Below are 2,774 nucleotides of genomic sequence, written 5' to 3' on the forward strand. Positions count from 1 at the left end.
AAGCTGGGATCGTNCCGCAGGNCTGCCGCGTCGTTGCCGTCTTCATACCCCGCCGCGATCATCATGATCCGGAACCGGATGATGTCACACAGGCTATGCTGAACTTTCGCCGGGTCACGCGGATCGCGCAGGCAATCGGCGAGCCGCTGCGCCAGATCCGCCTTGCGCTCGATCTCGCGCAGCAGGGTCAGCCCCGCGTCGGAGCTCATGTCGGCGCCGTCAAATCCAAGCAGGATCGGCTTACCGTTAACAGGCTGCTGAAAAAGGAAATGGACCTCGAGGAACTGCATCAGCCGTCTCGAAGGGATGACAAGATATTGTGCGCAGGCGCTTCCAAAACCGATATGATGTGTCGTCGTAGGAGTCGAAGATGGGCACTCAAGACTTTTTCAGCAGCCTGTTAAGGGGTGACAGGCGGGGCGTGGAGCACGTAGACTGGGTCATGGCGGAGGTCGTCCTGCTGAAATCTGAATCTTTGGCGTCGATAACCAAGAAATATAGAGTTTCAGACGGTTACGCCACCTCCGCCGCCTTCTCGTGAATTATCCGGGCTAGCTCGGCTTCCGCCCTGTGATGACAATAGGCAGCATGTTTCCTGGCTGCCCGGTCTCCGCATCGGTCCACACGGGACAATTGCTAGAATAGAGGCCGAGCCGAGGCTCGAGGCAAATCTCGATGCCCGCATCAATGTATCCCGCGGCGCTCATGTCATCAATCAGCCTCCATCCGAAATTGTGATAGGTAAGGACGCCGCCGGTCAGGTTGTCCCCGTGGATCTCGTCGGAATAGTATCGGATCAACGAGCCGTCCGGCTCGAATCCGGCTCGCAAAACAATGTCTTCGATGGGAAAGAACCGCTTAGTGAAGATTTCCGCGCCGCCCAGCTTGAGAATGCGCAAGGTCTCCCGCAGGGCGGCATGATGATCGGGACATGTTCCAGCACGTCCGCATGAATTGCCATGTCAAAACGTCCGTTTGCATATTCGAGCCTTTGCATGTCCTGCCGGTGGGGATCGTTCGCATCCTCAGCGCAATGGCTCGACGCGACCCGCAAGCCGCTGCGTTTCAACGCACGGTGGAATCCCGTTCCATGCTCGAACAGAGCGACGTCGCACGTGACGTCCGTTTTCCGGGCGCGCACCTCCAAAAGAAGCTGCCGCTGGCGCGCGTTCAGGCCGAGAGGATCAACGAAGCTTTTGTGGAAGTTGTACATGTCGAGAAACATGGGGCGGGTCGCCACACTCGCAGAAGCAGGCGCATTGGCACCCACATAAAGGACCGTCTTGGTTCCACCGCGACGCGACAAGGCCGCTTCAGCCGCGCGTTCGCGCTCGAAATGAGCCCGGTGGAATGCTGCGTAGCGGCTGTACGCTTCCATCCGAGTACGGGTGGCGGCATAGATAAGGTCAGCCGGCCCTGCCAGCATGACATCCGCGGGTCGATTGCAAAAGCGGCGGAGAAGTTGGGAAGGCCGGTTTCCCACCATTTTTCCTTGTCTGACCGACCTTAGGTCGAGTCAATTCCCGGCCACGATTCCGACAAGATCGCGCGCCATCTTCACCCCTCTGGCGGGAGTGATCTCGTTGCGGAAGAACTCTCGCCCCTGCTTATATTCGGCAAACGATAGATCGCCCTCCGTAAGTCCCACGTCGCGCGCCAAGAACGCTGCATTTATTGGGGCAAACGTGTCTATGACCTTCTGATATTCGGGCCGCGCATACATCACCGTCTTGCGCCCGCCGAACATCTGGACGACGCGCTCGCGAATGCGCGGGTCCGTCCAAGCATCGCCAAACTGGCCCGCGATCCAGGTTGTCAGCGGATCGCCCGAAATATTGCGATCCACGCGCACCATCTCGTCGATTAAGCTGGGAAAACCGAAATGGTCGAGCAGCGAACGAATCGGATCATGAGACTCGGCCCCGGCCGGGCGAAATGGCAGATAGGTGATCTCGCCGGGATTGAATCCTTGGAGAAGGCGCGTGTGCAGGGCGCCGTAGTCGAGATGCACCCCAGTGCCGAGATGCTTTTCTAAAGAGGATCGGAAGTAACTCTCCCAGACAAAGTCCGGACGTTTTTTGAAAACTTCGAGATATATCGACTGGATGAAGCTAACCTGCTCGCGCAGCATGCAAACGACTTCAACACGATCAAAAGGGTTAAGCCATTCGCGCAGCTCGGCGTAGTCGACGCGGTTCTCGGGTTGGCCGCGCGAAAGTTCTTCAGAGGAAATAATTACGGTGTTATGACCCGAAGCGTGAGCCTTGACAATTTCATGCCAGACCTCCTTTGGGTTGCGCTTGAGCCGATAGGTTTCCGGAAGCTTAATCCATTGCATGCAGAGGCCATGCTGCCCGGCCTGTGCCGCACTGTGTACTGAGGGTACTTCAGGAAAAATGAGTCCAGCCCTCGCCGCTATCGACCGGTTTGCGGCGAGCGTTGCCTGAAGCGTCGTCGTGGCGGTCTTATGGGTGCCGATATGGAGGATGATCTTAGACAAAATTAAGGTTCCTATTGTGTCTGGCTGGCGAGACCGGGTGCCTTGGCGCCGGAGTGACGTTCGAGAACCCGCAGCATCGCGTCGCCGTATTGGCGTGACGGCTCGAGCATCGCCTTCTCGGCCCATTCGTTCCAGGCATTCACGATGATTTCGCCGCGATAGGACTGATCCAGCCGCTCCGCGCAGAGCCGCTCCAGCCAGCGCTCGAAGGTCATCGGGTTGGCGCCCCAGGCGATATGGGCGGATGGGCCGCGGCGGGCGGTGTTGTCCCAGG

Annotated in this window: 5 protein-coding genes; 1 reads left to right on the forward strand and 4 read right to left on the reverse strand. The window is 58.4% G+C overall.

The genetic code is table 11. The annotated features are described in order from the left end of the window. Together JSE7799_RS14425 and JSE7799_RS21130 are read right to left on the reverse strand one after the other, a co-directional pair. The coding region (locus JSE7799_RS14425) for a transposase (RefSeq protein WP_186201962.1) at positions 1-290 on the reverse strand (290 nt) is incomplete at its 3' end. A gap of 261 nt (positions 291-551) precedes the next feature. Then, positions 552-899, reverse strand: coding sequence for a hypothetical protein (locus tag JSE7799_RS21130; RefSeq protein WP_055664231.1), 348 nt, complete (start codon positions 897-899; stop codon positions 552-554). A gap of 32 nt (positions 900-931) precedes the next feature. Here JSE7799_RS21130 and JSE7799_RS21135 point away from each other — a divergent pair, with 32 nt between their 5' ends. Next, on the forward strand, positions 932-1,510 hold the full coding sequence (locus JSE7799_RS21135) for a hypothetical protein (protein ID WP_055664232.1): 579 nt from the start codon (positions 932-934) through the stop codon (positions 1,508-1,510). 6 nt (positions 1,511-1,516) lie between these two features. Here the strand turns inward: JSE7799_RS21135 and JSE7799_RS14440 are convergent, their stop codons facing one another. Both JSE7799_RS14440 and JSE7799_RS14445 read right to left on the reverse strand, forming a co-directional pair. Next, positions 1,517-2,500, reverse strand: a complete 984-nt coding sequence (locus tag JSE7799_RS14440) for a hypothetical protein (RefSeq protein ID WP_144431731.1) — start codon at positions 2,498-2,500, stop codon at positions 1,517-1,519. 11 nt (positions 2,501-2,511) lie between these two features. After that, positions 2,512-2,774 (reverse strand): glycoside hydrolase family 99-like domain-containing protein (locus tag JSE7799_RS14445; RefSeq protein WP_186201963.1); only part of this gene is annotated, 263 nt, incomplete at its 5' end.

Source organism: Jannaschia seosinensis, assembly GCF_001408515.1.
Classification (GTDB): domain Bacteria; phylum Pseudomonadota; class Alphaproteobacteria; order Rhodobacterales; family Rhodobacteraceae; genus Jannaschia; species Jannaschia seosinensis.